Origin of the sequence: Variovorax sp. Varisp41, assembly GCF_047325085.1 — a bacterium.
GTDB lineage: Bacteria > Pseudomonadota > Gammaproteobacteria > Burkholderiales > Burkholderiaceae_C > Variovorax.
Genome location: NZ_CP168540.1, coordinates 2,780,613 through 2,802,669 on the forward strand (window position 1 = coordinate 2,780,613; position 22,057 = coordinate 2,802,669).

Below are 22,057 nucleotides of genomic sequence, written 5' to 3' on the forward strand. Positions count from 1 at the left end.
CCGCTCAGGCCGACGCCGCCACGCCCGGCGCCGGCCGCAGCAGCCAGCGCACTTCCTGCGTCTGCTCGCTGTCCGGGTAGCGGTTCTCGAGCGTGGTCAGGATCGGTTGCGCCATGTCCGAACGGCCCAGCCCCTGCACCAGCACGCGCGCGGCCAGCTCGTAGGCCTGCGGGATCGCGGCATGGCCGCGGAAGCGCCGGTCGAAGCCCGCGAGCAGCGCCAGCGTGCCGTGGGCATCGCCGCCGCGCCATTCGGCGCGCGCCATCGCGATCACCATCGCGGGGTCCTCGAGCGCGAAGGCCTTGTCCTTCTCGCGGCAGGCCTTGAACACCCTGAGCGCCTCGGACGCGAGGTCGCGTCGCATCAGCAGCGGGATGAAGCGGCGCGCCTGGTCGAGCATCGCGTCCTTCTTGTCGGGCACGAGCGCCAGCACGCGGTGGTAGCGGCGCTGCGCCGCGAGGTCGTCCGAAGGCGCGGTGCGCTGCGCCTCGTAGGCGAGGCCGAGCGCGGCCGCGAGGTCGCCCTCGGTGATGCACTGCGCGACCTCGGCGTCGAGGCGCTGCGCCGCGATCTGCTCGGGCGTGCGGCGGTCCACCGGCGCGCCGTCGTCCACGCCGCCGCCGGGCAGCAGGTCGATGCCCAGTGCCGCATGGTGCTGGTACATCACGTAGCCCAGCAGGCTGGCCATCACCCAGCCGAAGTAGATGAAGGCGAAGTTGATGATCGGCAGCGCGATGCGCCCGTCGATCACCGGCAGCAGCATGGCGATCGCGATCTGCGCGCCGGTGCTCAGCAGGAACAGGAAGAAGCACAGCAGCGCATAGGGCCAGCCGATGATGCGCATCGTCTCCCACACGTAGCCGGGGTTCATCGCCTGGAAGAAGCTGCACGACTGCACCAGCACGATCACCGCGGCCGGGAAGGTGAAGGACATGACGAACACGCCGACCGTGGCGAGCATCGGATCGAGCCTGGCCAGCGCGCCGATCGCGATGCCCTGCACCAGCGAGATCGCGAACAGCTTCCACGGCAGGTTGACCCACTCGTCGTCGAGCGTGCGCGGGAAGTCGGCCGAGCGCCAGATGCCGCGCGAGCCCAGCGCCACCACCTTGAAGCCGTAGCGGCTCGCGGCCAGCACGATGCCCAGCTCGATCAGAAGGATCGCGAGCACGTCGGGCAGGAAGAACACCGCCTCGAACAGCAGGCTGCACAGCGCGAGCGCCAGCCCGTACATGAGCGGGCGCATTTGGAAGGGAAAGGCGAAGAAGCTGTTGAGGCGGTGCCAGAACGGCGGTGGCGCGGGCGGCTCGTCGTCGAGCCGGCGGTCATGGGCCCTCATGGCGCGGCCCCCGCTGTCCGGGCCTCGCAGCGGCGGGCCATCGGCGCACGCGCGCGCCCGCCGATGAAGCCATGGCACGCGCCCACGCGGCGCGCGATCACGATCGCGATGTTCCTCATGCTCCACCCCGCGCGCCTCGGCGCTCCCGCTGCTGTTCTATGTGCGGGGCAGTATACGTTCGCAAATGTTTCCAACGCCCACCCAAATGGGTGGTTCGCGCGTGCAAAAGCCACCGGAAGCCGGGGGCACGCCCCGGTCTTCGCGATGGCGGCGCGAGGCTCAGCCCGCGCGGTAGAAGATGTAGTCGGCCTGGTACTTGACGACCTGCTTCTGGCCCATGTTCGAGGCGCCGCAGGCCGCGGCCGGCGCGACGCCGCCCTGGGTCGCCACGCGCTGGATGTAGCTCACGTTCTGCATCGCGCCGGCGCCCGTGGCCGGGTTGGCCTTCACGAGCTGGTGCGGGATGTTGCCGCTGCCGTTCGGAGCGACGGCGACCTGCGTGGCCGTGACCTTCGAACCGTCGGCGCTTTCCCAGGTGGCCGGCGGACCGTAGTACTTGCCGACCTGCTTGCCGCCGCGATCCCAGAGCTTGGCGTCGGGGCCGACGAAGAACCATTCGTACTGGCCGGCGGCATTGGCCTTGACCCGGCATTCGTAGGTGATATCGCCGGTGCCCACGGTTTCCATGACCACCATGTGGCCGGCCGGCACCTTCACCGCGTCGGGCAGGGAGGCCTGCGAGAACGTCGCGGCGGGCTTGGCGCCCATGCCGGAGCAGGCGGCGAGCCCGACCACGGCCAGCGCGGCGGCCAGGGCGTTCAGGGTGCGGATATGCATGATCGTTTCCTTTTTCAGATCGGCTTCGGGAGAGGTGAAAGAAGAAGCGGTCCGTTGTTGTCGTACGTTTCGACGGCCTCCTGCCCCTGTACGCGCGCGACGGCCGAACGGATTCAGCACGCGCGCAAGGCCGGTTGAATCCGGCGCCGCCGCGCGGCCGTATTCCAGGGATGCAAAGCGATGCCCCACAATCGGCGAATGACCGCACCCAGCCCCGACGCCGAGCTGATGGCGCTGATCGACCGGATCGGCCATCGCGACGAAGCCGCCCTGCGCATCCTGTACGACCGGACCGCCCCGAAGCTCATGGGCCTCGCGATGCGCGTGGTCCGGCAGCGCGAATGGGCCGAGGACGTACTGCAGGAGAGCTTTCTCACCGTCTGGCGCGTGGCCGGCGACTACCGCGCCAGCCTGAGCCCGCCGCTGGCCTGGCTCGGGCTGATCGTGCGCAGCCGCGCGCTCGACCTGCTGCGCCGCCGCACCGCCGACCGGGCCCAGCTCACGCAGGAATTCGACGAGCTGCTGGCCGACACCCTCGAATCCGATGCACCGAACCCGGCCGACACGGCCGATGCCAGCGAGCAGGCCTGGGCGCTGCACCAGTGCCTGAGCCAGCTCGAGGGCCGGCAGCGCGAGGTGGTCAGCCTGGCCTACCTGCGCGAGCTCAGCCATGGCGAACTGGCCGACCAGCTCAAGCTGCCGCTGGGCACGGTCAAGACCTGGATCCGGCGCGGCCTGGAGAAACTGCGCGTCTGCATGGGACGCTTCGCGTAGGCGCAGAGAAAGTAGCCCCGCCATGAAACTCACCGCCCATCCCGAACTGCTGGAGCTGCTGGCCGCGAGCCACGCGCTCGGCACCCTGCGTGGCGGCGCGCGCCGCCGCTTCGAGACCCTCGCGCGCGAACAGGCGCCGGTGCGCGCCGCCGCGCTGGTCTGGCAGGGCCGACTGGCCAGCATGACCGAGCTGCAGAGCCCGGTCGTGCCCGACCCGGCCGTCTGGACCCGCATCCGCAACATGATCGACGCCGAGCAGGCGCAGCTCGCGCTGACCCGCCAGCGCGAGGCGGCCGCGGCGGCCCAGCAGCGCAAGCCCGCGGGCGGCTGGCTCGGCAGCCTCGCGCTGTGGCGCGGCGCGACCGCGGCCGGCGCGCTGGCCACGGTGCTCGCGGTCACGGTCGGCCTGAACCTGCGCGACCAGCTGCAGAACGCGCCCGCGGTGCAGTACGTGGCCGTGCTGTCCGACGACAAGGACGCGGCCTCAATGCTCGTGACCTTCGATCCGAAGAAGCGCCAGCTGGTGCTGCAGCGCGTGGGCGGCTTCAGCGAAGGCGCCGACAAGTCGCTGCAGCTGTGGGCCCTGCCCCCGGGCGGCGCGCCGCGCTCGCTGGGCGTGCTCGACCGCGCGCCGGGCCTGCGGCTGCCGGCCAGCGAAGCCGACGTGCGCGCCGTGCCCACGCTCGCGATCAGCCTCGAGCCCAAGGGCGGCGTACCGAGCGAAGGCGGGCCGACCGGCCCGGTGCTCTTCAAGGGTGCACTGATCGAGAAGACAATCTGAGGCCTGGCGGGTGCCGTGCGCGGCGCCCGTTGTTCGCCCAGCTTCGGCTTTCCCGATGGTCCGCCCGCCCGCTTTTCCTTTTCGTTCCATGCTTTCGACGAAGACCGCGCTCGCCGCGCTGTGCCTGCTGGCCGCCTCGCTCGCCGCCCAGGCCCAGGCACCCGCCCTCGCCCCGGCGCCCGCCGCCAGCTTCGACCCGGTCGTCTCCTCGGCCGACTACCTCGCCGCGCGCGTGCGCTGGCACCGCGAGCTCGAGGCCTTCGCGCGCGCCGACCAGGACGGCCTGCCACCGCCCGGCGGCGTGGTGTTCGTGGGCAGCTCCACGGTGCGCATGTGGACCCGCCTCTCGCAGGACTTCGCCAACGTGCCCGGCATCGTCAACCGCGGCTTCGGCGGCTCCACGCTGGCCGACTGCAGCCTGTTCGCGCACGACCTCGTGGTGCGCTACCGGCCGCGCCAGGTGATCGTCTACGCGGGCGACAACGACCTCGCCGAGGGCCGCACGCCGCTGCAGGTGCTCGATGCCTTCGTGCGCTTCGCCAACGCGGTGCGCAACGAGCTGCCCGATGCGCGCATCAGCTTCGTCTCGGTCAAGCCCAGCCCCTCGCGCGAGCACCTGATGCCGCTGATCCGCGAGACCAACCACATGGTCTCGGCCTACCTCAACCGGCTGCCCAACAGCGAGTACATCGACATCTTCACGCCGATGCTCGGGGCCGACGGCAAGCCGCGGCCCGAGCTGTTCCGCGGCGACCGGCTGCACATGACCGACGAGGGCTACCGGCTGTGGCAGTCGGTGATCGCTTCGCACCTCGTGCCGGCGCCCTGAGGCGGTCGCGCGCGGATTCGAATTCTTTCGACTGAACTTTCCCGCCGGCTTTCGCCCATTGCCGGCGGTGTCCTACGTCGGGCCCGCACGCCCGGTCATCGAGGACCCGCGCCGGCCGTGTAAAAACGACGCATGGTCAACACCCGCCGGGCGCCATGCAGCCACGGCGGGACGTTCAGGGAGAGATCCATGCCGAGCGCTTCGCGAGCCCAACGCGTCCTGCGAGTCACTTCGCCCGCGATGCCGCAATGGGGCGGCGACTCCGCGCTGGAGCCGGTCGCGGTCGAGGGTCACGAGGGACTGAGCCGGCTGTTCGCCTACACGGTCACGCTGAGCACGCGCGAGCAGCCCGGCCTCAACGAGCGGCAGGCCGCCAACGTCGCCATCAAGCAGCTCGTGGGCGAACCGCTGGCGGTGCACATCCTGCTCGACGGCCGTCCGGGCGCGAACGGCGAGTGGCGCCATCTCTCGGGGCTGGTCACGCGGGTGCGCTTCCTGCGGCTGGAGAACCGCCGCGCGCTCTACGAAGCCGAGATCGAGCCCTGGCTCACGCTCGCCACGCGCAGCAGCGACTACCGCATCTTCCAGCACAAGACGGTGCTGGACATCGTGCGCGAGGTGCTCTCGCCCTACGGCTTCGCGCTCGACATCCGCGCCTCGCGCAGCTATCCGGCGCGCGATTTCCAGGTGCAGTACGGCGAGACGGATTTCGATTTCGTCGCGCGGCTGCTGCATGAATGGGGGCTGTACTTCCACTTCGAGCATGCCGAGGACAAGCACACGCTGGCGATCGTCGACGAGATGGACGCGCACCGGCCCTTCGCGAACGCGGGCTACGAGAAGATCCCGTTCCACGCGGCCGAGGACACGGTGCGCGAGGAGCACTGCGACAGCTTCTGCGCCTTCGAGGCGCTGCAGAGCGGGCGCTGGGTCACCGACGACTTCGACTTCGAGCGGCCCAAGGCACGGCTGCAGCAGGTCAGCGCGATGCCGCGCAAGACCGCGCAGAACGAACGCGAGCGCTATGGCTGGCCCGGCGACTACACGGTCGAGTCCGAGGGCGAGCAGTTGGTGCGCCGCCGCATGGAGGAGACCGGCAGCCGCGGCGAGCGCGCGAGCGGCTCGGGCAACCTGCGCGCGGTGGTGCCGGGCTGCACCCTGACGCTCGAGCGCCATCCGCAGAACGAGGCCAACCGCGAATACCTCGTCACCGCCGCGCGGCTGCGCCTGCAGGAGCCCGGCGAGGCCTCGGGGCAGGAACAGTTCGAGTGCCGCGTCGACTTCGAGGTGATCCCGACCAGCAAGGTCTACCGCGCCGACGCGCCCGCCGTGCCGCGCCCGCGCACCACCGGACCGCAGACCGCCATCGTCACCGGCCCGGCCGGGCGCGAGCTCTGGACCGACCGGTACGGCCGCGTGAAGCTGAGCTTCCACTGGAACCGCTACTGCACCAAGGACGAGAACAGCTCGTGCTGGGTCCGCGTCTCCTCGCCCTGGGCCGGCACCAACTTCGGCGGCATCCAGATTCCGCGCATCGGCCAGGAGGTGATCGTCGACTTCGAGAACGGCGACCCCGACCGGCCGATCGTCACGGGCCGGGTCTACAACGCCGACAACATGCCGCCGTGGGAACTGCCGGCCAACGCCACGCAGAGCGGCCTGCTCTCGCGCAGCACCGAGGACGGCAGCGAAGCCAATGCCAACGCTTTCCGCTTCGAGGACAAGAAGGGCGCCGAGCAGGTGTGGCTGCATGCCGAGCGCAACCAGGACATCGAGGTCGAGCACGACGAAACCCACTCGGTGGGGCGCGACCGCAGCAAGAAGGTCGGCCGCAACCAGCTCGGCACCATCGGCATGGCCTACATGCACAACGTGGGCCTCGCCAAGATGGTCAACATCGGGCTGGCCTACTCGTTCAACGTCGGCATGCTGCGCAACACCCTGGTGGGCATGGTCGACAACACCATGGTCGGCAAGACGCAGACCACCAAGGTGGGCGAGAAATACCTGCTCTCGGTGGGCGGGGACAAGGGCAGCCACATCGAGATGGACGGCAAGACCATCTCGCTGCGCGTGGGCGCCTCGGTGGTGCAGCTCAAGGCCGACGGCTCGATCGCGGTCACCGGCAAGAAGATCAACATCACCGCGCAGGGCGACGACGTGACCGTCAACGGCGAGCACATCTGGCTCAACCCCGTGGGCGGCGCGGCGGCGCTGCAGCCCGCGGCGGTGCCGAGCGCGCCGCCGGCCGAGCCGCCGGGCAGCCCGCTGGCCAGCCTGGGCGCGCTGATGGGCGGCAACCCCGCCGAACTGCTCGGCAAGGCCGGGCAGCTCGCATCGATCGCCCAGCAGGTGGCCGCGGGCGGCGGCGACGCGGCGTCCCATGCGACGCAGGTCCTGGGCACGGTCACGAGCGCGGTCGCCAGCGGCGTCGGCGCGATCGACAAGTCCGGCGCCCATGGCTGAGCCCGCGCCGCCGATCCCCGCGCCGCGGCTGCGCCAGCTGCGCAACGCCACGTCCTTCGTGCACTTCCAGTTCGACAAGATGGGCAAGGGGCGGCGCTTCCACGACGTGGTGGTGCTGTGCGCGAGCTTCGTGCTCGCGCCCGGCCGGCTCGAGGCCGCGGCCTCGCACCGCGGCCCGGTCTTCGCCGACGAACCCTGGGATGCCGCGCAGCCGGCGCTGTCGAGCCTGCGCACCGCCACCGACCTGCTGCTGGTCAAGCCCGGTGCCGACGTCTACCTGACGGGCACCGCGCACGCGCTCGACTGGACGCCGCGCGACGCATGGCAGGCGCGGCTGCGGCTGTCTCGCGAGGAGACGCCGCTGCTGGACAAGACGCTGCGGCTGACCGGACCGCGCCACTGGGACTGGCAGCCCGAGGCCGCGCAGCGCACCCTGAGCGCCCCGCAACCCGCGCTCGCGGTTCCGCTGCGCTACGAGCTCGCCTATGGCGGCTGGGGCTTCGACCCGGGCGACGACGCATCGGCCGCGCCGCGCACCCACGCGGCCAATCCCTGCGGCAGCGGCTGGTTCGCCAGCGCGGCGCAGGGGCAGCATCCCGGCGCGCGCCATGCGGTCGAGCAGCCCTTTCCCGGACCGCAGATCGAGCATGCCGACGCACCGCTCTCGCAGGCCAACCACGAGGACGCGCGGCCGGCCGGCTTCGCGCCGATCGCGCGCTTCTGGCAGCCGCGCCTCGCGCTGGCCGGCACCTACGACGATGCCTGGCGCGAGCGCCATCGCGACCAGCCCTACATGGACTATGCCGAGGACTTCGACGAAGGCTTCTTCCAGTACGCCCCGGCCGACCAGGTCGTGGCCGGCGGCCTGCGCGGCGACGAAACCCTGCGGCTGAGCGGCTTCTTCGCCTCGGCGCCCGACCTCGAGGCCCGGCTCCCGCGGCTGTGGATCGAGGCCCTGTGCCGTGGCGGCGACGGCACCGAGCGCAGCACGGCGATGAAGCTCGACACCGTGCACATCGACCTGGACGAGATGCTCGTGCACCTGACCTGGCGGCTCACGCTCGACCAGGCGCTCGACACGGTCGCGGTCGACCTGTTCGAGCGAGCGCTCCCGCAAGGCATCGGCGGCGCACCGGCAGCCATGGAGACCACCGGATGAGCGCCGAGAAACACATCGCCGACGCGGAGTCGCGCTTCATGGTGGTCAACGTGGCGCCCGACTTCTGCATCGTCGGCAACCAGGTCGTGCCCTTCGACATCGTCTCGATGCTGCCGCCCGAGCAGGCCGCCTACTCGCACACCGTGTTCGCGCGCGGCGAGAAGGTCCTGATGGTCGACAGCATCGTCAAGGGCGTGGCGGGCAACGCGGGCACCGGCGTGCGCTCGGGCGTCTCGCTCGGCGCGGGCAACGTGAAGATCGTCGCCGGTTCGCAGACGGTGTTCGTCGAGAGCCGCGCCGTGGCGCGCCATGGCGATCTCTGCGAGATGAACGGGGCCGCCTGATGAGCTCGATCCCGGAGGACGAGGAGAAGGCGCCGGGGCAGGCGGTGCCCGCGCCCTCGCTGTCCTCCCTGCTCACGACGCCGCCCTTCCTCGGCAACGGCACGCCCGGGCGGGTGCTGACCTTCGAGGTGCCCAAGGGACCGATGGTGCGCCGCCGCCCCGGCATCTGCGGCGAACCCTACGCGCGCGCCAAGGCCGAGTTCGACGCCAAGCCCTGGTACGTGCGCTGGACCGCCGGCACCGACCGGCCCGTCGGCGTGGAGCCCACCGACGAACTCATGCGCGCCAAGGAGTTCCAGCGCGAATGCGAGAAGTGGCCCGACGAGGTGCCGCAATCGCTGATCGACGACAAGCGCCAGCGGCTCGCCGACCACCTGACCGGCAAGGCCCCGCTGCCGCCCGAGGAATCGCTGCGGGTGCGGCGCGACCTCGACTTCGTCAGCGACGTCTACAACCCGGGCCCGCGCTACAGCGCGCCGCTGACGCCGCAGGAGCAGGGCTGGCTCGACGAGCGCAACCTGCGCTGGGGCAACACCATGGGCATCGCCTTCCTGGGACCGGTCTACGGCGGCCCGGGCGCGCTCACGCGCCTGCTCGGCGGCTCGGAGCAGGCGGTCGCGGGCGTGAACCAGCTCTCGGGCAGCCTCGTGGGGGTCGCCCGCACGCGCACCTTCGCCCGGCTCGCGGCGGAGCGCCGCGCGGCCTCGGGCGAGGCGCTCGCCAGGTCGCGCGAGATGAACCGCGGTGCGCCGCTGGAGCCGCTCGATCCCGCGGCCGCGGCGCGCGGCACGGTGGTGCAGCGCAAGTACACGCCGCTCGACTGGGAGGCCGTGGTGCCGAAGAAGGGCCCCTACAAGGGCGAGAAGCGCGAGGACCACGTGCGCCGCCACAACCAGGACGTGCCGGGCAAGGACAGCCACGGCGTGTTCTACAAGGACGGCGTCGACACCACCAACCGGGCCTGGCAGCGGGCGCAGGACCTGGGCCTCAAGCCCGACGCCACCGGTATGCTCCGGGTTCCGATGGACGAGATCGTGGGCCGCGCGGGCGGAAACGCCGCGGCGACCGGCGAGCTCTTTCGCTCGGTCGAGATGAAGCTCGTGCCCGGCACCAACCAGATCATCACCTCCTACCCCGTCAAATGAGAACCCTCTACTGGTCCAGCACCTGCGCCAATTGCAACCAGGGCCGCCTCCTGTTCCAGAACGACATCACCAACGCGCGGGTGTACGTGCACTGCGAGGAATGCGAATGGGGCTGGCTGCATCCCGAGGGCCTCGGCGACGTGGCCCAGGGCTTCCTCACGCTGCTGAGCGACTACGAGACCACCGACCCGACGCTCGAGGAGATCGAGCGCAGCGAATGGCGCGGCCACATCGCGGGCTCGTTCGAGGAAGCGTAGAAGGAGCCGGGAGGGGGGCGGGCCGGCCGCCGCGCCCTCACGCGCGCGCCGGCTCGGTCGGCACTTCGTCGGCCGGCGGCGGCACATCGGCGCCGCGCGAGACGCGCGCCACCAGGTACATGCCCGTGAACACCGCCGCCAGCAGCAGCGCGTCGCCCCACCAGGGCCGCGCGGTCTGGCTGTCGCCATAGAAGGCCAGCACCAGCAGCACCGCCACCAGGTGCGCGCAGAACACCGGCAGCGAGGCCGAGCCCATGGCCTCGAGCCAGCCCAGCCGAGGCAGCCTGCGCATCAGCCAGGGACCGAAGCGCACCGCGAGGATGCCCAGCGCCACGAGGTTCACGAGCCGCAGCGGCCCGAGCAGCCACTTGTCGAACAGCAGGTTGCGCTCCACGTCGCCGCCGAACGGCGCCTGGCCGTTGATGCCGGTGTGGCGCCAGTAGAAGCAGTACAGCGCCACGCCCGCCGCCAGCAGCAGCAGCCAGGCCGGAAAGCGCAGCGGCTTCACGCCCGGCGCATTGCGGCTGGCGCCGATGGCCAGCCCCGCGAACCAGAGGAACTGCCAGGCGTAGGTGTTGAAGGCGCCCATCTCGTGGTACGGCACCGGCAGCCCCAGGTGGCGCACCGCCAGCCCGTAGACCCATTCGCTGAAGCCGAACTGCGCCGCCGCCCACAGCACCGCGCTCAGCGCCATCACCGGCAGCCAGCCATGGCGCATCGCGAAGGCCAGCACCCACGGGCTCATGAGCATGAAAAAGATGTACATCGGCAGGATGTCGAGCAGCGCCGGCTCGTAGATCAGCAGCAGCCCGTAGATGAAGCCGTCGCGCGGCGCCGCCAGGTAGTACGAGACCAGGTTCTTGACCGCCGGCTGGTCGATGTGCAGCCCCACGCCGGTGATGACGGTGAACAGGAACAGCAGGGTGGCGGCCTGGCAGAGGTAGACCTTGAGCACGCGGCGCCAGAACGCGCTGCGCATCGACTCGAGGCCGCGCGCATGGCCGATGCGGCTGTAGACCAGGCCGGCGACGAAGGCCGACAGCAGCACGAAGCCCTCGGCCGCCGAGACGAAGCCGAAGGGCTGGCCCAGCGGGTCCGTCAGCCGCGTCGGCAGGTGGGTGACGGTCATCAGCACGAGCATCAGCCCGCGCAAGGCGTCGATTTCCCAGTAGCGTTTCATCGGTTGGCGGCGGTTTCCTGACTTCGTCCGCGCGACGCTCGCCCGGGTCAACGATTGTAAGAAGAAGGGGCGACTTCGCAGGCGCCGGCCCACCGGCCTATGACAGACGGCACTGCCGTGGCGCCATGCAAATCGGCTACCCTCGTGCGCTGTCCTCAGGAGGAGATAGTTGTGAACAGTTCGATGAGTGCGCGGTCCCTCTGGTTGGCCTTCGGCGCGGCGGCACTGGCCGCCCCCGCGTTCGCGCTGCAGATCACCAGCCTCACGCCCCAGGGCGAGGTCTCGCGCGTGCGCCAGGTGGTCGCCAAGTTCGACCAGGCCGCGGTCAACTTCGGCGATCCGAAGGCGCCGGCGCCGCTGTCGGTGAGCTGCACCGACGCGCAGGCCGGCAAGGGCCAGGGCCGCTGGACCGACGCCAAGCAGTGGGTCTACGACTTCGAGAACGACCTGCCGCCCGGCGTGCGCTGCACCATCGGCCGCATCGCTTCCTTCAAGCCCGCCAACGGCGAGCTGACCGGCCCCGAGCGCTACCAGTTCTCCACCGGCGGTCCCTTCGTGCGCAGCTTCCAGCCCGGCAGCTACGGCAAGATCGACGAGCAGCAGATGTTCGTGCTCGAGCTCAACGGCCCGGCCACGCTCGACAGCGTGCGCGAGAACGTCTGGTGCGCAGCCGACGGCATCGGCGAGCGCGTGCCCGTGAAGCTGATCGAGGGCGCCCAGCGCACCGAGCTGCTCAAGGCCTATGGCCGCGACAAGGCCGCCGCCAAGGAGCCGCTGCGCTTCGTCACGCTGCAGTGCAACCGCACGCTGACGCCCGGCAGCAAGCTGCAGATCGTCTACGGCAAGGGCGTGGCCACGCCCTCGGGCGTCGCCAACAGCGTCGAGCGCCGGCTGAGCTTCGAGGTGCGCGAGCCCTTCGCGGCCTCCTTCACATGCGAGCGCGAGAACGCGCAGGCCGCCTGCCTGCCGCTGCGCCCGATGACGCTGCAGTTCAACGCCCCGGTCACGCGCAAGATGGCCGCGGCGATCCAGCTCAAGGGCGGCGGCAAGACCCTCGCGCCCAAGTTCGACGACGAGGGCTCGTCCCAGAACGCCGACGACGTGGTGAGCTCGATCAACTTCGCGCCGCCGCTGGCCGAGAGCACCTCCTTCACCATCGAGCTGCCCTCGAAGTTCGAGGACGCCTCGGGCCGACCGCTGGCCTCGCCCGACAGCTTCCCGCTCAAGGTGGCGACCGGCGCCATGCCGCCGCTGGCCAAGTTCGCGGCCTCGCCCTTCGGCGTGATCGAGCGCCTGGCCGAGCCCGACACCCCGGCCATGATGCCGGTGACGGTGCGCCGCGTGGAGCCGCAGCTGATGGTGCAGGCGCTCACGCCCGGCAAGGTCAGCGACATCAACCCGAAGACCGACGCCGAGATCATCGAGTGGCTGCGCAAGGTGCGCCGCTACGACAGCTACTCCATCGCGCGCACCGAGGCGCGCAAGGACCTGCGCACGCCGCTGCCGCCGGTGCTCGACAGCAGCGACAAGAGCTACGTGCAGACCCGCACCCTGTCGCTGCTCTCGGGCCAGCCCGGCGTGAAGACCCTCGACATGCCCAAGGCCGAGAGCGGCGACCCGCGCCCCTTCGAGGTCATCGGCATCCCGCTGACGCCGGGCTTCCACGTGCTGGAGATCGCCTCGCAGAAGCTCGGCGACGCGCTGCTCGACGAGCGCCTGGGCGCCAACCGCACGATGTACGTGCGCACCAGCGCGCTGGCCACCAACCTCGCGGTGCACTTCAAGCTGGGCCGCGAGAACTCGATGGCCTGGGTCACCACGCTCGACAAGGGCAAGGTGGTGGCGAACGCGCAGGTGCGCGTGTCCGACTGCCGCGGCAAGGCCGTGGCCTCGGGTACCACCGGCGCCGACGGCACCGTGATGCTCGAGGGCGTGCCCTCGAAGGCGCCCAACTGCAACGGCGAGGACGAATACGGCGAGGGCTTCTGGTTCGTCAGCGCGCGCGCCAAGGACGAGAAGGGCGTGGAAGACCTCGCCTTCACGCAGAGCGACTGGCAGCGCGGCATCGAGCCCTGGCGCTTCAACGTGCCCACCAGCCTGCAGCCCGAGCCCGACCGCATCGCCCACACCATCTTCGACCGCACGCTGCTGCGCGCCGGCGAGACGGTGTCGATGAAGAGCCTGATCCGCACCCAGACCCGCAAGGGCTTCGGCCTGCCCGAGGGCACGCCCGACACGCTGGTCATCACCCACCAGGGCAGCGGCCAGCAGTTCACCCAGCCGCTGGCCTGGCGCAAGACCGCCACCGGCGGCCTGAGCGCCGAGAACAGCTTCGCCATTCCGGCCGCGGCCAAGCTCGGCGTCTACGAGGTGCAGCTGCGCAGCGGCGGCGCGAAGAAGAACAGCGAGGAGAGCGACGGGGACGAGGAGGACGGCGGCGGACGCAGCTTCGCGACCGGCACCTTCCGCGTCGAGGAATTCCGCCTGCCGGTGCTCGAGGGCCGCATCGCGCCCAGCGACAAGAAGCCGCTGGTGGCGGCCACGGCCGTGCCCACCGACGTGCAGATCAACTACGTGGCCGGCGGCGGCGCGGCCAACCTGCCGGTGCGCGTGTCGGCCATGGTGCGCGGCAAGAGCCTGAGCTTCTCCGACTACGACGCCTTCAGCTTCAGCCCGCCGCGTCCGGTGGAGGCCGCGGGCCTGCAGGCGGCCACCGCGGCCGGCCCCGAGGCCACGGGCGGCGAGGAGGACCTCAACAGCGCGAGCGACACGCGCGTGATCGCCGACAAGCTGCCGCTCACGCTCAACAAGGACGGCGCGGGCAAGCTCACGATCGACAAGGTGCCCAAGGTCAAGGCCGCGCGCGAGCTGCTGCTGGAAGCCACCTACGCCGACCCGAACGGCGAGGTGCAGACCATCCGCAGCACGCAGACGCTGTGGCCCGCGGGCGTGATCGCCGGCATCAAGACCGAGGGCTGGGTCTCGACCGCGCAGAAGGTCAAGTTCCAGGCGCTCGCGCTCGACCTCGCGGGCAAGCCCCAGGCCGGCGTGACGCTCAACGTGCGCGCGGTGGCGCGCATCACCACCACCAGCCGCAAGCGCATGGTGGGCGGCTTCTACACCTACGACAACAAGACCGAGACCAAGGACATCGGCACCGTCTGCAGCGGCAAGAGCGACGCGCGCGGCCTGCTGCTGTGCGAGACCGAGCTCAAGGACGCCGGCGAGGTGGAGCTGGTCGCCAGCGCCACCGACAGCGAGGGCCGCGACGCCCGCGCCGCCAGTTCGGTCTACGTGACCAAGCAGGGCGAACTCTGGTTCGGCGGCGAGGACAACGACCGCATCGACGTGCTGCCCGAGAAGAAGAGCTACCAGCCCGGCGAGACCGCCAAGTTCCAGGTGCGCAGCCCGTTCCGCTTCGCGACCGCGCTGGTGTCGGTCGAGCGCGAGGGCGTGATCGAGACCCACGTGGTGCAGCTCAACGGCCAGGATCCGACGGTCACGCTGCAGGTCAAGCCCGAATGGGGCCCGAACGCCTACGTGAGCGTGCTCGCGCTGCGCGGACGGCTGCGCGAGGTGCCGTGGTACAGCTTCTTCAGCTGGGGCTGGAAGGCGCCGCGCGAATGGTGGACCGCCTTCTGGTACGAGGGCAAGGAGTACGTGGCGCCGACCGCCATGGTCGACCTCAGCAAGCCGGCCTACCGCCTCGGCATGGCCGAGATCCGCGTCGGCACGCGCGCCCACCAGCTCGACGTGACGGTGGCCAGCGACAAGCCCAGCTACCCGGTGCGCGGCAAGGCGCAGGTCACGATCACGGCCAAGCTGCCCGACGGCAAGCCGGCCGCCGGCGCCGAGGTCGCACTGGCCGCGGTCGACCAGGCGCTGCTCGAGCTGATGCCCAACGACAGCTGGGACCTGCTCAACGCGATGCTGCAGCGGCGCAGCTGGGGTGTCAGCACCTCGACCGCGCAGATGGAGATCGTCGGCCGGCGCCATTACGGTCGCAAGGCCGTGCCCGCGGGCGGCGGCGGCGGCAAGGGCCAGACGCGCGAGCTGCTCGAGACCCTGCTGATCTGGAACCCGCGCGTGGTGCTCGACGCCAACGGCCAGGCCGTGGTGACGGTGCCGCTCAACGACGCGCTGACCACCTTCAAGATCGTGGCGGTGGCCGACTCGGGCGCCGACCTGTTCGGCACCGGCCAGGCCAGCATCCAGGCCACGCAGGACCTGCAGATCATCAGCGGCCTGCCGCCGCTGGTGCGCGAGGACGACCAGTTCCGCGCCCAGATCACGCTGCGCAACACCACGCAGAAGGCGATGAAGGTGGAAGCCACGCCGCGCGCCACGCTGCTCACCCTGCAGCCGCAGACGGTGGACATTCCCGCCGGCGAGGCGCGCGAGGTGGCCTGGAACGTGACCGCGCCGGCGCAGCTCGCGCAGACGCGCGCCGAGGCGATCCTGTGGGAGATCGAGGCCAAGGACACGCTGGGCGGCGCACGCGACGCGCTCAAGGTGCGCCAGCGCATCGTGCCCTCGGTGCCGCTCACGGTGCAGCAGGCCACGCTGGTGCAGGTCGACGGCCCGTTCACCATCGACGTCGCGCCGCCGGCCGACGCCCTACCCGGCCGCGGCGGCCTGAAGCTGTCGCTGCAGCCCAAGCTGGCCGAAGGCCTGCCGGGCGTGCGCGACTGGTTCGCCAACTACCCCTTCATCTGCCTCGAGCAGAAGACCAGCAAGTCGGTCGGCCTGCGCGACGCGAAGATGTGGCAGGGCGTGCTCGCGCAGCTGCCCACCTACCTCGACAGCGACGGCCTGGCGAGCTACTTCCCGCCGCGCGACGGCGAGGCCAACGGCGGCAGCGACATCCTGACCTCGTACCTGTTGGCGGCGACCAACGAAGCGGCTTCGCTCGATCCCGCCTTCGCGCTCGCCGACGACGTGCGCGCGCCGATGGAAGCCGGCCTGATCGCCTTCGTCGAGGGCCGCCTCACGCGCGACTTCTGGAGCCCGCGCAAGGACCTGGACGTGCGCAAGCTGGCCGCGCTGGAGGCGCTGTCGCGCTACGGCAAGGCCTCGGGTGCCATGCTCGGCAGCATCACCATCGCGCCGAACCAGTGGCCCACCAGCGCGGTGATCGACTGGCTCAACATCCTCAAGCGCGTGCAGGACGTGCCGCAGCGCCAGCAGCGCCTGGACGAGGCCAACAACGTGCTCAAGGCGCGGCTGTCCTACCAGGGCACCAAGCTGATCTTCAGCACCGAGCGCGACGACTACTGGTGGTGGCTGATGACCAACGGCGACGTCAACACCGCGCGCCTGCTGCTGACCGTGATGGACGACCCGGCCTGGAAGGACGACATCGGCAAGCTGGCCAACGGCTTCATCGGCCGGCAGCAGAACGGCGCCTGGCACACCACCACCGCCAACCTCTGGGGCGGGCTGGCGCTCGAGAAGTTCAGCAAGGTGTTCGAGAGCACGCCGGTGACCGGCATCACCGCCGCCACCCTGGGCGCGGCCAAGGCGCAGGTCGACTGGAGCAAGGTCGAGCGCGTGAAGGCCAGCGACGCGACCGGCGCGCCGAACCAGACCACCTTCTTCGGCGCCCCGGCCTCGCCGGGCAACCTGCGCAACAACGGCATGTTCCTGCCGTGGGCTGCGTCGCCGGGCGGCGCGCCGGTGCGCGACACCCTGCTCGTGACCCAGCAGGGCACGGGCAAGCCCTGGCTCACGATGCAGTCGATCGCGGCGGTGCAGCTCAAGGCGCCGTTCGCGGCCGGCTATGCGATCAAGAAGACCGTGACGCCGGTCGAGCAGGCGGTGGCCGGCAAGTACACGCGCGGCGACGTGCTGCGCGTGAGCCTGGAGGTCAACGCCAGCGCCGACATGACCTGGGTCGTCATCAGCGACCCGGTGCCCGGCGGCGCCACCATCCTCGGCAGCGGCCTGGGCCGCGACTCGCAGATCGCCACCCAGGGCGAGAAGAAGTCGGGCGCCGGCTGGCCGGCCTTCGAGGAACGCAGCTTCGAGGCCTTCCGCAGCTACTACCAGTACCTGCCCAAGGGCGTGGTGAAGATGGAGTACACGGTGCGCCTGAACAACGTCGGCGACTTCGCGCTGCCGCCGAGCCGCGTCGAGGCGATGTACGCGCCCGAGATGTTCGGCGAGGTGCCGAACGAGCGCATCAAGGTCGAAGCGGCGCGCTGAGGCCGCCGCCGCGGGTGACGGCCCGGCGCAACGCGCGGCCGGCCGTCATCCCGCCTTCATCTGGGTTCGTCACCATCGCCGTCACGAACCACGAGGAGTGATCCATGGGCCTGGCCATCTGCGTCGGCATGCTTGCCGAGCTGCTCGAAGACGATCCCGAGGGCGCCGAGGCGTTCGAGGAGGACCTGGCGGAAGTCAACCGCGTGCTGGCCGCCGCCGGCCTGCCGCCGCACACCGAACCGCGCGAGGCGATCGAGTTCGACTCGCGCGCCTCGATCGAGAGCTTCCCCTACTCCTTCATCCATTACCTGCGCCGCGCCTACGCGCACCGCGTGCTCGCGCCCGACTGGGTGGCCACGCCGCTGGCCGACGACGTCGATCCCACGGCCGACCCGAAGATCCAGACCCTGCTCGACAGCGAGGACAGCCACCTGCTGTGCCATTCGGATGCCGAGGGCTTCTACGTGCCGGTGGACTTCAAGGAAGTGCTGTTCGACGAGCGCGACGAGGACGATGAAGCCGAGGAAGAGGACGAGGAAGAGGACGATGAGGACGTCGACCTCTCGCGCGGCCCCGAGGAAGACGACATCGAGGACGAGGAAGAGGACGAGGAGGACGACGAAGCCCTGGGCCTGCCCGGCGGCATGCTCGGCTCCTCGTACCGCCTGCTCGAGGAACTGGTCTACGTGGCGCCCGCGCTGGGCATCCACCTGAACAACGGCAAGCTCGGCGACGAGGAGGCCGAGCGCATCGACGCGCTGATCGAGGACGACAACGGCCTCTACCGCGAGTACGCGGCCTGGCTGCTGCTGTACGAGGCGGCGCGGCTGAGCATCGCGCACCGCACGGCGATCGTGTTCTGCTGAAGCACGCCGCGCTGGCTCGCCGGCGCGGCACGCGGTACAACGGTGGCCGGCACCCAGGAAGGACATCCTCATGACCCGGCGACTGCTCGAGATCCGCACCTACCGGCTGAAACCCGGCACCCTCGAAGCCTTCCACGAGGCCATGCACGCGCGCGCCGTGCCCATGCTGCGCGCCAGGGGCATGGACGTGGTGAGCTACGGCCGCAGCGACCATGAGGAAGAGAGCTACCACCTCGTGCGCGCCTATGCCGATCGCGCGGCGCTCGAGGCCGAGCAGTCGGCCTTCTACGGCAGCGCCGAATGGCGCGAAGGCCCGCGCGCCGCGCTGGTGGACCGCATCGAGACCTACCTCAACACGCTGCTCTGGGCCTCGGGCGAGGCGGTGGACAGCATGCGCGCGCTCAACGCGCCGGACTGAGTCCCGAGCGGCGCGCTTGTCATTCCCGGTCTTTCCCGATGGGCGCCGCGCGACCGGCGGCCTACACTGACTCCAGCCGTTCCCATTCCCCCCAACCCCGTTGCTGCGATCCGCAGAAAGGCCGCTACCCATGACCACGATGGACACGATGGAAATCGCCAACACGCTCGTCGAGCTGTGCCGCCAGGGCGCCTACGAGGAAGCACTGGCGCTCTATGCGAGCGACGCGGTGAGCGTCGAGGCCGGCGGCCCGCCCGACATGGCGCGCGAGGTGCGCGGCATCGAGGCGATCCGCGGCAAGGGCGAATGGTGGACCTCGAACCACGAGGTGCACGGCATGATCGTCGCGGGCCCGTGGCCGCACGACGACCGCTTCATCGTCGGCTTCAAGATCGACGCCACCTTCAAGACCAGCGGCGAGCGCTTCACCATGGAGGAGATGGCGCTCTACACGGTGGAAGACGGCAAGATCGTGCGCGAGGAATTCTTCTACGCGGCCTGAACGCCGCCCTGCCGCGCCTCAGCGCGCGGGCGCCGCGCACGACGCGCCGATGGTGAGCGCCAGCGGCACGTGCACGCTGCGCCGCGCCTCGGGCGCACGCCCTTCCACCCGCTCCAGCATCAGTTCGGCCGCGGCATGCGCGGCGCCCTCGATGTCGAAGCGCAAGGTGGTCAGCGGCGGATCCATCAGCGCGAAGGCGTCGTCGGTGCCGATGCCCACCACCGAGAGCTGCGCCGGGATGCGCAGGCCGCGCTCGCGCGCGCTGCGCAGCGCGCCCGACAGCAGCCGCGTGCCGAGCGCGATCAGCGCGGTGGGCGGTGCCGCGAGCGCGAGCATCGCGTCCATCTGCGCGGCCGAGGATTCGATGGCCGAACTCAGCATGCACACCAGCGCCTCGTCGTAGCCGAGGCCCGCGCGCCGCAGGCCGTCGCGGTAGCCGAGCAGCTTCTCGCGCCCGGGCCGGATCGCGGGATTGGGGCCGAACAGCGCGATGCGCCGGTGGCCCAGCGACACCAGGTAGTCGACCGCCGTGGCCACGCCCTGGCGGTGGTCCTGGCAGACCGCGTCGGCCTCGAAGCCGGTCTCGCGGTCGAGCACCACCAGCGGCAGCTTGCAGCGCGCGAAGGCGTCCTGCGCCGCGGGCAGGTCCTCGCGGCTCGGCGAGACGAACACGCCCTCGAGCCGGCGGTTCTCGAACAGGTGCAGCAGCTGCGCCTCGCGCTGCGGCTGGTCGAAGGTGCTGCCGACCAGCACCGAGAAGCCCTCGGACTGCAGCCGCGCCTCGACCGCCGCGAAGAAGGCCGAGAGGAAGGGATTGGCCATGTTCGAGACCATGAAGCCGATCGCCTTGCTGCGCCCGGTCTTCAGGTGCCGCGCGCTGAAGTTCGGCACGTAGCCGATGCCCTGCGCGGCCTTCTCGACGCGCTTGCGCACCTCGGCGCTGACGTAGCCGCTGCGGTTGAGCACGCGCGAGACGGTGGCCACCGAGGTCTCGGCGGCGCGCGCCACGTCGCGCAGCGAGACCGCCTGGCTGGGCGTTCGGCTCATAGTTTTCCCTTATGCAAACGTTCCATGGATTGCGGCCTCCAGGGCGCTCACTTTAACCTTGGAATCGATATGGAAACGTTCTCAGAAACAAGGCGCGATTTCGCCAGCCGTACGGTGCTGGTCGTGGGTGGCGGCCAGGCCGCCGGCGGCGATCCCCAACTGGTGGGCAACGGCCGCGCGATCTGCGTGCGGCTCGCGCGGCGCGGCGCGCGCGTGGTGTGCGCCGACCGCGACCTCGAGGCCGCGCGGCACACGGTGGCCGCGCTCGAGGCGCAGGCGCCCGGTGCGCGGCATGTGGCCCTGGCCGCCGACATCGGCGACCCGGCCCAGGTGCGCGCGCTGTTCGCCACGCTGGCCGAAGGCGGCATCGTGCTCGACGCGCTGGTGCTCAACGCCGGCATCAGCGACCGTCGGCCGCTGGCCGAGGTCACGCCCGAGAGCTGGGACGCGATCCTCGGCGTGAACCTGCGCGGCCACCTGCTGTGCGCGCAGGCGGCGCTGCCCGCCATGCAGCACGGCGGCGCGATCGTGTTCGTCTCCTCGCTGGCCGCGCTGATGCCCGCGGGCCGCAACCCGGCCTACGAGAGCTCGAAGGCCGCGCTGTCGGCGCTGTGCCGCGCGGTCGCGCTCGAGGGCCATGGGCGCGACATCCGCGCCAACATCGTGCGCGCGGGCCTGATCGACACGCCCATGGGCCGCGCCGCCAGCGCCGCGCGCCCGGGCCGCGCGAGCGGGCCGCTGCCCTTCGGCCGCCAGGGCAGCGCCTGGGACATCGCCAATGCCGCCTGCTTCCTGCTCTCGGACGAGGCCGCCTACATCAATGCCGCCGAGCTGCCGGTGGACGGCGGCCTGCGTCACGGCATCGCGCGCGCGCCCGGCGCATCGGCCTGAGCCCTTCCTCTCTTTTTCTTCCCGCTTCCGGAGACAAGCCTTGAAACGACGTTCCCTCCTGGGCGCCGGCGCCCTCGCGCTGGCCGCCCTCGCCACCGGCGCCATGGCGCAGACACCCGCCTGGCCCGCCAAGCCGCTGCGCCTGGTCGTGCCCTTCCCGCCCGGCGGCGCGGCCGACCTGTTCGCGCGCCTCGTGGGCACCGAGCTCGCGCAGGCGCTGGGCCAGCCGGTGATCGTGGACAACCGTCCCGGCGCCGGCGGCAACATCGGCGCGCGCGAAGTCGCCAACGCGCCGGCCGACGGCTACACGATGATGCTCGGCACCGTCGGCACGCACGCCATCAATCCCACGCTCTACGGCAACCTGCCCTACGACACGCGCAAGGCCTTCGTGCCGGTGGCGATGGTGGGCTCGGTGCCCAACGTGCTGGTGGTGAATCCCGCGCTGCCGGCCAGGACGGTGGCCGAGCTCACGGCGCTCGCGAAGCGCTCGCCGGGCAAGCTCACGATGGGCTCCTCGGGCAACGGCAGCAGCATCCACCTGTCGGGCGAGCTCTACAAGCACCTCGCGCACGTGAGCATCCTGCACGTGCCCTACCGCGGCGGCGCGGCCGCGCTGACCGACCTGATCGGCGGCCAGATCGACCTGATGTTCGACAACCTGCCGACCTCGCTGCCGCACATCGCCAAGGGCTCGCTGCGCGCGCTGGCAGTCACCGGCGCGCAGCGCTCGCCGCTGTTGCCCGAGGTGCCGACGATGGCCGAGGCCGGCCTCGCGGGCTACGAGTCCACCGCCTGGTCGGGCCTGTTCGTGCCGGCCGGCGTGCCCGCGCCGGTGGTGGCGCGGCTGCACGACGAGGTCGACAAGGCGCTGCGCAGCGAGCGCGTGAAGGCGCGCTACCGCGACCTCGGCGCCGACATCCTGCCGATGCCGCAGCCGGCCTTCGACCAGTTCGTGCGCAAGGAGTACGACAAGTGGGCCGAGATCGTGCGCGTCTCGGGCGCGAAGGCGGAGTGA

At 71.1% G+C, this 22,057-nt stretch carries 18 protein-coding genes; 14 read left to right on the top strand and 4 right to left on the bottom strand.

Annotated elements, in window-relative coordinates:
• Nucleotides 1–4 precede the first annotated feature (4 nt).
• Both ACEN9J_RS13010 and ACEN9J_RS13015 read right to left on the bottom strand, forming a co-directional pair.
• Nucleotides 5–1,339, bottom strand: coding sequence for a hypothetical protein (locus ACEN9J_RS13010; protein WP_261208773.1), 1,335 nt, complete (start codon nt 1,337–1,339; stop codon nt 5–7).
• A gap of 279 nt (nt 1,340–1,618) precedes the next feature.
• Nucleotides 1,619–2,176 (bottom strand): DUF3455 domain-containing protein, encoded by a 558-nt coding sequence (locus tag ACEN9J_RS13015; RefSeq protein ID WP_261208774.1) that lies wholly within the window; start codon nt 2,174–2,176, stop codon nt 1,619–1,621.
• Between the two features lie 198 nt (nt 2,177–2,374).
• On the opposite strand from ACEN9J_RS13015, the gene ACEN9J_RS13020 reads away from it, so the two are divergent.
• The 8 genes from ACEN9J_RS13020 to ACEN9J_RS13055 all read left to right on the top strand — a co-directional run bounded on the left by ACEN9J_RS13020 (nt 2,375) and on the right by ACEN9J_RS13055 (nt 9,931).
• Complete coding sequence (locus ACEN9J_RS13020) at nt 2,375–2,950, top strand: RNA polymerase sigma factor (protein WP_256222759.1); 576 nt, start codon at nt 2,375–2,377, stop codon at nt 2,948–2,950.
• 22 nt (nt 2,951–2,972) lie between these two features.
• On the top strand, nt 2,973–3,731 hold the full coding sequence (locus ACEN9J_RS13025) for an anti-sigma factor domain-containing protein (protein ID WP_261208783.1): 759 nt from the start codon (nt 2,973–2,975) through the stop codon (nt 3,729–3,731).
• An 88-nt stretch (nt 3,732–3,819) separates the two neighbouring features.
• Nucleotides 3,820–4,560: an SGNH/GDSL hydrolase family protein gene (locus tag ACEN9J_RS13030; RefSeq protein WP_057597841.1), complete on the top strand. Its 741-nt coding sequence runs from the start codon at nt 3,820–3,822 to the stop codon at nt 4,558–4,560.
• 240 nt (nt 4,561–4,800) lie between these two features.
• Nucleotides 4,801–7,026, top strand: coding sequence for a type VI secretion system Vgr family protein (locus tag ACEN9J_RS13035; protein ID WP_412180230.1), 2,226 nt, complete (start codon nt 4,801–4,803; stop codon nt 7,024–7,026).
• Complete coding sequence (locus ACEN9J_RS13040) at nt 7,019–8,185, top strand: DUF2169 domain-containing protein (protein ID WP_413764267.1); 1,167 nt, start codon at nt 7,019–7,021, stop codon at nt 8,183–8,185. Before ACEN9J_RS13035 ends, ACEN9J_RS13040 begins: the two co-directional genes overlap by 8 nt.
• The gene (locus tag ACEN9J_RS13045) at nt 8,182–8,529 is read left to right on the top strand and encodes a PAAR-like domain-containing protein (protein ID WP_413764268.1); all 348 of its coding nucleotides are present in this window, start codon (nt 8,182–8,184) and stop codon (nt 8,527–8,529) included. The genes ACEN9J_RS13040 and ACEN9J_RS13045 overlap by 4 nt, the downstream gene beginning before the upstream one ends.
• The gene (locus ACEN9J_RS13050; protein WP_057596400.1) at nt 8,529–9,674 is read left to right on the top strand and encodes a hypothetical protein; all 1,146 of its coding nucleotides are present in this window, start codon (nt 8,529–8,531) and stop codon (nt 9,672–9,674) included. Before ACEN9J_RS13045 ends, ACEN9J_RS13050 begins: the two co-directional genes overlap by 1 nt.
• Entirely contained in the window at nt 9,671–9,931 is a 261-nt protein-coding gene (locus ACEN9J_RS13055; RefSeq protein ID WP_261217747.1) for a hypothetical protein, read from the top strand. Before ACEN9J_RS13050 ends, ACEN9J_RS13055 begins: the two co-directional genes overlap by 4 nt.
• Nucleotides 9,932–9,968: 37 nt before the next feature.
• Here the strand turns inward: ACEN9J_RS13055 and opgC are convergent, their stop codons facing one another.
• Nucleotides 9,969–11,111 (bottom strand): OpgC domain-containing protein, encoded by a 1,143-nt coding sequence (opgC, locus tag ACEN9J_RS13060; protein WP_057596398.1) that lies wholly within the window; start codon nt 11,109–11,111, stop codon nt 9,969–9,971.
• Between the two features lie 183 nt (nt 11,112–11,294).
• Between opgC and ACEN9J_RS13065 the strand changes: the two genes are divergently transcribed.
• From ACEN9J_RS13065 to ACEN9J_RS13080, 4 genes are all read left to right on the top strand, one after another.
• Nucleotides 11,295–17,315: an alpha-2-macroglobulin family protein gene (locus ACEN9J_RS13065; RefSeq protein ID WP_413764269.1), complete on the top strand. Its 6,021-nt coding sequence runs from the start codon at nt 11,295–11,297 to the stop codon at nt 17,313–17,315.
• 104 nt (nt 17,316–17,419) lie between these two features.
• Complete coding sequence (locus tag ACEN9J_RS13070; RefSeq protein WP_057596396.1) at nt 17,420–18,181, top strand: hypothetical protein; 762 nt, start codon at nt 17,420–17,422, stop codon at nt 18,179–18,181.
• 70 nt (nt 18,182–18,251) lie between these two features.
• Complete coding sequence (locus ACEN9J_RS13075; RefSeq protein WP_413764270.1) at nt 18,252–18,599, top strand: NIPSNAP family protein; 348 nt, start codon at nt 18,252–18,254, stop codon at nt 18,597–18,599.
• Nucleotides 18,600–18,729: 130 nt separating this feature from the next.
• Nucleotides 18,730–19,101 carry a nuclear transport factor 2 family protein gene (locus tag ACEN9J_RS13080; RefSeq protein ID WP_261217756.1) on the top strand — a complete coding sequence of 124 codons (372 nt, stop codon included), beginning with the start codon at nt 18,730–18,732 and terminating at the stop codon, nt 19,099–19,101.
• Nucleotides 19,102–19,119: 18 nt separating this feature from the next.
• Here ACEN9J_RS13080 and ACEN9J_RS13085 read toward each other — a convergent pair whose 3' ends face one another.
• On the bottom strand, nt 19,120–20,148 hold the full coding sequence (locus ACEN9J_RS13085; protein WP_413764271.1) for a LacI family DNA-binding transcriptional regulator: 1,029 nt from the start codon (nt 20,146–20,148) through the stop codon (nt 19,120–19,122).
• A 69-nt stretch (nt 20,149–20,217) separates the two neighbouring features.
• Here ACEN9J_RS13085 and ACEN9J_RS13090 point away from each other — a divergent pair, with 69 nt between their 5' ends.
• Complete coding sequence (locus ACEN9J_RS13090; protein WP_413764272.1) at nt 20,218–21,039, top strand: SDR family NAD(P)-dependent oxidoreductase; 822 nt, start codon at nt 20,218–20,220, stop codon at nt 21,037–21,039.
• A gap of 40 nt (nt 21,040–21,079) precedes the next feature.
• On the top strand, nt 21,080–22,057 hold the full coding sequence (locus ACEN9J_RS13095) for a tripartite tricarboxylate transporter substrate binding protein (RefSeq protein ID WP_261217760.1): 978 nt from the start codon (nt 21,080–21,082) through the stop codon (nt 22,055–22,057).

Coding starts and splice junctions, on each gene's coding strand:
- ACEN9J_RS13010 (WP_261208773.1), bottom strand. CDS start 1,339: ATGAGGGCCCATGACCGCCGGCTCGACGACGAGCCGCCCGCGCCACCG.
- ACEN9J_RS13015 (WP_261208774.1), bottom strand. CDS start 2,176: ATGCATATCCGCACCCTGAACGCCCTGGCCGCCGCGCTGGCCGTGGTC.
- ACEN9J_RS13020 (WP_256222759.1), top strand. CDS start 2,375: ATGACCGCACCCAGCCCCGACGCCGAGCTGATGGCGCTGATCGACCGG.
- ACEN9J_RS13025 (WP_261208783.1), top strand. CDS start 2,973: ATGAAACTCACCGCCCATCCCGAACTGCTGGAGCTGCTGGCCGCGAGC.
- ACEN9J_RS13030 (WP_057597841.1), top strand. CDS start 3,820: ATGCTTTCGACGAAGACCGCGCTCGCCGCGCTGTGCCTGCTGGCCGCC.
- ACEN9J_RS13035 (WP_412180230.1), top strand. CDS start 4,801: ATGCCGCAATGGGGCGGCGACTCCGCGCTGGAGCCGGTCGCGGTCGAG.
- ACEN9J_RS13040 (WP_413764267.1), top strand. CDS start 7,019: ATGGCTGAGCCCGCGCCGCCGATCCCCGCGCCGCGGCTGCGCCAGCTG.
- ACEN9J_RS13045 (WP_413764268.1), top strand. CDS start 8,182: ATGAGCGCCGAGAAACACATCGCCGACGCGGAGTCGCGCTTCATGGTG.
- ACEN9J_RS13050 (WP_057596400.1), top strand. CDS start 8,529: ATGAGCTCGATCCCGGAGGACGAGGAGAAGGCGCCGGGGCAGGCGGTG.
- ACEN9J_RS13055 (WP_261217747.1), top strand. CDS start 9,671: ATGAGAACCCTCTACTGGTCCAGCACCTGCGCCAATTGCAACCAGGGC.
- opgC (WP_057596398.1), bottom strand. CDS start 11,111: ATGAAACGCTACTGGGAAATCGACGCCTTGCGCGGGCTGATGCTCGTG.
- ACEN9J_RS13065 (WP_413764269.1), top strand. CDS start 11,295: ATGAGTGCGCGGTCCCTCTGGTTGGCCTTCGGCGCGGCGGCACTGGCC.
- ACEN9J_RS13070 (WP_057596396.1), top strand. CDS start 17,420: ATGGGCCTGGCCATCTGCGTCGGCATGCTTGCCGAGCTGCTCGAAGAC.
- ACEN9J_RS13075 (WP_413764270.1), top strand. CDS start 18,252: ATGACCCGGCGACTGCTCGAGATCCGCACCTACCGGCTGAAACCCGGC.
- ACEN9J_RS13080 (WP_261217756.1), top strand. CDS start 18,730: ATGACCACGATGGACACGATGGAAATCGCCAACACGCTCGTCGAGCTG.
- ACEN9J_RS13085 (WP_413764271.1), bottom strand. CDS start 20,148: ATGAGCCGAACGCCCAGCCAGGCGGTCTCGCTGCGCGACGTGGCGCGC.
- ACEN9J_RS13090 (WP_413764272.1), top strand. CDS start 20,218: ATGGAAACGTTCTCAGAAACAAGGCGCGATTTCGCCAGCCGTACGGTG.